The organism is Anabaena sp. CA = ATCC 33047 (genome assembly GCF_963870205.1).
Taxonomy (GTDB): domain Bacteria; phylum Cyanobacteriota; class Cyanobacteriia; order Cyanobacteriales; family Nostocaceae; genus Trichormus.
In genome coordinates, this window is record NZ_CAWMSA010000082.1 from 1 (window position 1) to 5,390 (window position 5,390).

The 5,390-nt window shown below is 45.8% G+C and carries 5 protein-coding genes, 1 tRNA gene and 1 pseudogene; 2 read left to right on the forward strand and 5 right to left on the reverse strand.

Features of this window, described 5'->3' with window-relative positions; all coding sequences use genetic code 11:
• Window positions 1-569, forward strand: a 569-nt coding sequence (locus AACS98_RS22055) for an FHA domain-containing protein (RefSeq protein ID WP_231867058.1), incomplete at its 5' end; no start/stop codon positions are given.
• Window positions 570-791: 222 nt separating this feature from the next.
• On the opposite strand, the gene AACS98_RS22060 is transcribed toward AACS98_RS22055, so the two are convergent.
• From AACS98_RS22060 to AACS98_RS22080, 5 genes are all read right to left on the reverse strand, one after another.
• Window positions 792-2,519, reverse strand: coding sequence for an Rqc2 family fibronectin-binding protein (locus AACS98_RS22060; protein WP_066384135.1), 1,728 nt, complete (start codon window positions 2,517-2,519; stop codon window positions 792-794).
• 116 nt (window positions 2,520-2,635) lie between these two features.
• Window positions 2,636-2,707, reverse strand: a tRNA-Asn gene (locus AACS98_RS22065).
• 150 nt (window positions 2,708-2,857) lie between these two features.
• Window positions 2,858-3,409, reverse strand: a complete 552-nt coding sequence (locus AACS98_RS22070) for an NYN domain-containing protein (RefSeq protein WP_066384137.1) — start codon at window positions 3,407-3,409, stop codon at window positions 2,858-2,860.
• A 299-nt stretch (window positions 3,410-3,708) separates the two neighbouring features.
• On the reverse strand, window positions 3,709-4,380 hold the full coding sequence (locus AACS98_RS22075; protein WP_066384140.1) for an ABC transporter ATP-binding protein: 672 nt from the start codon (window positions 4,378-4,380) through the stop codon (window positions 3,709-3,711).
• A gap of 14 nt (window positions 4,381-4,394) precedes the next feature.
• The gene (locus tag AACS98_RS22080) at window positions 4,395-4,667 is read right to left on the reverse strand and encodes a hypothetical protein (protein ID WP_066384141.1); all 273 of its coding nucleotides are present in this window, start codon (window positions 4,665-4,667) and stop codon (window positions 4,395-4,397) included.
• Between the two features lie 361 nt (window positions 4,668-5,028).
• Between AACS98_RS22080 and AACS98_RS22085 the strand changes: the two are divergent.
• Window positions 5,029-5,390: pseudogene (locus tag AACS98_RS22085) on the forward strand (photosystem II D2 protein (photosystem q(a) protein)); the annotation flags it as partial.

Sequence of the window (5,390 nt, forward strand, 5' to 3'; positions counted from 1 at the left end):
CCGCACCCGCACCCGCACCTGCACCAGTGCCAGTAATGGAAGCCCCCGCACCCGCACCCGCACCCGCACCAGTGCCAGCAGTGGAAGCCTCCGCACCCGCACCCGAACCTGCACCCGCACCAGTGCCAGCAGTGGAAGCCTCCGCACCCGCACCCGAACCCGCACCCGCACCCGAACCCGCACCCGCACCAACTCCTGAACCTGTTGCAGTACCATCGCCTGCCAGAACTCAATTACAGCAGATCACAGGCTGGTTAGTTCACGTCCAAAGTGACAGAGAAATTGAGTTACCGCCCAATCTGTCTGTGATTCATATTGGCAAGCCTAATGACCGTATTCCTCCTGATATAGATGTTTCAGGATTTGCCAACTCTGAAATCGTTTCACGGGTACACGCAGATATTCGCGTTGAGGGAGACGCTTTCTATATAGAAGATGTAGGTAGTTCTAATGGTACTTACATTAACAATTTGCCCTTGTTACCAGGTAACAGACACCGCCTCAGACCAGGCGATCGCATCAGTCTGGGTAAAGGTGATTTGGTAACATTCCTTTTTAAACTCGCATAATTCAATTAGGGACTGGGGACTAATCAATTCAAAATACCCTACGGGTGAATCCTACGGATACGCTGCGCGTTCTCTACGAGACGCTACGCGAACGCGTAGCGTCTCTGTTCGCGGAGCGTCCCGTAGGGAAAGAGAAGCAAGCTACAAAATTCAAAATTCAAAATTAAAGAATTTTGGATAAAAAATCTCCCCTGCTCCCCCCACTCCCCACTCTCCTGCTCCCTACTCCCTCAGATGAGCAGATTGTGGTTTTCCCCAAAGAATACGCTCTTGCTTATAAATAGCAATTCCCGGTTTAGCACCTTTGGGTTTATAAACATATTTTGGTTGCGTGTAAACTACCGGTACTTGCTCACTCTGACGAGCGCGACTGTAGTAAGCAGCTAGATTAGCAACAAATTGCAAATCACTGGCTTCTGGAACAGCACCAGGTTCTAAGCGCAACAAAACATGGCTACCAGGAATCTCTTGAGCATGAAACCATAAGTCATAATCTCCGGCTACCCGAAAGGTTAATTGATCATTCTGGCGATTATTACGACCAATTAACACTTGAAAGCCGTTAGGTGTAGAGTAGTTATGAAAGTTAGTGCTGGGTGTTTCATTAGCACTACGACGATAATCTAATTCTTCTAAATATTTTTGTCCAATTAATTCGTCGCGGATTTCTTCTAGGGCTTGTAAATCTTCTGCTGTTTGGTAATTTTCTATTTGTGACAGGGCTGCTTCTACTTGCTCTAGGTAATTAATTTCTGCTTGTACTTCTTCCAGTAGTGGTTCGACAGCTGCACGAGCGCGTTTGAGTTTTTGGTGCTGCTTGTACAGGTTTTGCGCGTTTTGAACTGCGTTTTTATCTGGCTGTAGGGCGATCGCTACTGGTTCACCTGTCTCAAAATCCGGTAGGATAATTTCTGTCATCCCCGCTTCCCAGGTTTGCAAGTGAGCCATCAATAAATCAGCTTTTTGGCGATACTCATCAGCTTGATCGGATTGCTGCAAGCGATCGCTAAAAGTCCGGGCTTTATTCCGCAACTTAGCCAGAATATTACTCAATTTCTGAGTCAGTTGATGCCGCAGTTGCGTAAATATCTGCTGGTTGAATTGCCCAGTGTAATACTCATTAATTAATGTTTGAATATTTTGAACTGGTGCAACCGCACCCCAACCCATCACGGTATACCCCTGTTTTGTCCAAGCTGGCTGAAAATTCTTCTGCTCTAAAGCTTGTAGCCATTCTTGCCAACATTCAAATAACCTTTGCCAGTCTTCGGCAGTTAAAGCATCGGTATTTGTCTCTGGTGCGATATTCGCCGCCAGCAACATAGACTCTACTAACATCGCACTTAAACCGCTATAGCTTTTGAGCAATTGCCGTTTAATTGCTCCTGTAACTAAGCTAACCCGTTCTTGCCAACGTGCTGGCGATTCACTTAAACTAGGGACTGGGCCAGTCAGTTTTGGCGGTATTTCATAAGGTTGTCCCGTTTGGATAGGGCGCACACTAGACTGTTGCTGACTGACTTGATGAGCCGCAGTAATAATCTGATTATTCGCATCGGTAAGGATGACATTGCTGTATTTGCCCATAATTTCGACGTAGAGGTGATACAGCGCACTCTCACCAGGACGACGGGCAAATTGTAAATCTATCACACGTTCCCAAGGGGCGATCGCCTCAATTGTCACCAAGGCTAAACCACCCAACTGGTGTATTAACTGTTGACTAAAAGTAAAGGTATCCGGTGTGCGTGGTGGTGGATTACCAATACAAATGTGTGCCGCTTGAGGATGCCAAGAAATCTCTAGCCAACCTCTTTGTTTCAAGGTACGTAATGCTATAGCAATAGTATAGCGATCGCGCTGATAAACTTGCTCTAACCGTGACGGTATCCATTCAGCCGACAATTCGCTACAAGTAGCTGTGAGGGTGGTAAAATCAACTGGTTGCACGACAATTATCTAGTAAGTCTTTGCCCTTCTCAGGTCGATGCTCAGTATACAATATACTACTTGGCTAGTTTGCCTCAACCCTTGATTTAACTTTTATGTTATTATCAATTGTTCAACTCCCCAGGCTGGATTCGAACCAGCGACCAATCGATTAACAGTCGATCGCTCTACCGCTGAGCTACTGAGGAACGCTTGCGCTCACGATTAATAATATTAGCGAAGTTTTTAGGAAATGGCAAGTCTTTTTCCAAAAATTTTTTTGTCGGTGCTGAAATTCCACAATCTCACAGCCAAAAACCGCTCTCTGATTAGATTAGAGAATTTTTGGATGTGTATGGCTATTTTAAGCCCATGCGTAATTCAGCCAGCCGTTGCCTTGCTTTAGCATCAATGGCACTAGCTAGAAACCGACTGGAAGATTGTTTGCGTTGTTGATATTTTTTTCGCGCCCGACAAACAGTAGCTTCTACTTCCCAACAGAGTTGTTGAGCGGATAACCATTCAGCCCCGTATCCCTGTACCGTCAACTGCTGTGCGCGATCTGACGTAGCTACAATCACGCGAGAAATGCGAGATTGTGCAATGTGAGGGCGCAAAGATGCACAGATTTTTTCAATATAGGTATCTGCTGTTTGCCCGAAATCAGTGTAATGAACTGAAAGCAGTTCTGTAATCACTTCTCTATTACTAGCCGTATTTTGATAGTGGGCATCAAAAACTATTTGAGTTTCATAAGCTTGAAATGCGCTGTAACTTGTCATCGCTTCTACAAGTTCCCAGCGAGCAGCTTCTAATCCAGCACTATCACGGGTTTTTTTCAGGCAAGACCAACTGCCAATTATATTGTAGCCGTCTACCAATAAAACGGCTTTTGGTAAGGGACGGGGCATGGTTTTTAATCACAATTTTCTAGAGTTAACAAAATCCATTCATAAGTTTTATAGTAATTGAAGCATTGCTTGTAACACTATGTTACAAACACTAAAATCATCAGATTTGATGGCAAAGTTGACGAGCAGAAAGCCCCATCAAAAGTAAACGCGCCTGTTTTTGGCGCGTCGCAGTTGTCAAAAATTATTAATAAATTGGGAATTGGGCATCGGGAATTGGGCATAGTGCATCAAACAAGTCAAAAGTCAAGAATTTTGACTTTTGAATTGATGTGTCCCCAGTCCCCAGTCCCCAGTCCCTATTCCCTATTCCCTGCCATCAAGCGTTGTTTAAGACGCTGAGGTTCACCTTGATCCACGAGTAGACCTTTTTCGAGCAGAAAAGCACCATCGCAATAATTCAACTCGTCGAATCGGTGTGTCACCCACAAAGCTGTGATTCCCCGGCTTTTCACTAGGCTGCGGACACTAGCTACTAAGTCCAGTTGGCTATCTGGATCGAGTAAAGCTGTGGGTTCATCTAATAATAAGATTTCACAATGACGAGCGATCGCACCTGCTATAGCTACCCGTTGTTTTTGTCCCCCACTCAGGGCGTAAATTGGGCGCAGTTGCAAGGCACTTAAATTAACAGCTTCTAAAGCCTCTTTAACTCTCGCTCTCACTGTAGCCGTTGGCAGCTTTTCCTCCACCAAACCAAACGCCACATCCGCGCCCACAGTTGGCATCACCAATTGATGATCAGGATTTTGAAACACAAAACCCACAGGATGCAAAACCCGAATTTCTCCCGACTGGGGAGCTAACAGCCCCGCCAACAGTCGGAGTAACGTAGATTTGCCACTGCCATTAGTACCCAACAGCATCCAAAATTCCCCCCTGGGTACTTCCAAAGAGCAAGATTGAATTGCTGGCTCACCATTAGGCCAACTGAACTTTAAATCCTTAACTACAATGCCCGCTTGCGCCATGAATACACCTTGGTTTACTCACCAGCTAAGGCGAAAAAGCCCGGTGGTCTGCCACCAGCCGCACTGACACCATCTTTCTCCGCAATCTGCACTCCAGAAATCTCACTCGCACGAACAGCGATTTTTTTCTCTGTCTTGCCTTCACACTTGAGTTCTACAATGTCAGGATTTCCCGAACGCATTGCCGCCAAAATTAGCTGATAGACAGCTTCCGCGTCTTCTGCTGTCTTACGTTGTACTGATACAGGGAAAGCAGTATTTCTGATGCTTAAGTCAATGGTAAACATTTAGCAGTAACTACATATAACTGTAGGACTCATTTTAACGTTAGGGACATGGGGAATGGGGAATTGGTCATTAGTCATTAGTCATTGGTCATTAGTCATTAGTTTTTCTCCTCCTCATCTCCCTCATCTCCCTCATCCCCCTCATCCTCAATCCCCAGTCCCCAGCCCCTCTGTATAGAAAAATTAAAATTCTTCCTAATAGCCCCTGGAAAAATTAGCGATTTGCACCTAGAATTATTAAAGTCGGTAAAAAATTGTAAACTAGGTTGACAACCTAGTTCACTTTCTGTTTACAGATGGCTATACAAATGGCCAGTTGTTAAACAGTGACGTAATTATAAAAATTTGGAGATTTGCTCTAATGACCATCGCAGTAGGACGCGCCCCCAGTAGAGGGTGGTTTGACGTACTAGACGACTGGTTGAAGCGCGATCGCTTCGTCTTCGTAGGTTGGTCAGGGATATTACTGTTCCCCTGCGCTTTCCTCGCACTAGGCGGTTGGCTCACCGGTACAACCTTCGTTACCTCCTGGTACACCCACGGATTAGCCTCCTCCTACCTAGAAGGCTGTAACTTCCTCACAGTAGCAGTATCTACCCCCGCCGACAGTTTGGGACATTCCCTATTACTGTTGTGGGGGCCAGAAGCTCAAGGTGACTTCACCCGTTGGTGTCAACTCGGTGGCTTATGGCCATTCGTGGCACTACATGGAGCTTTCGGCTT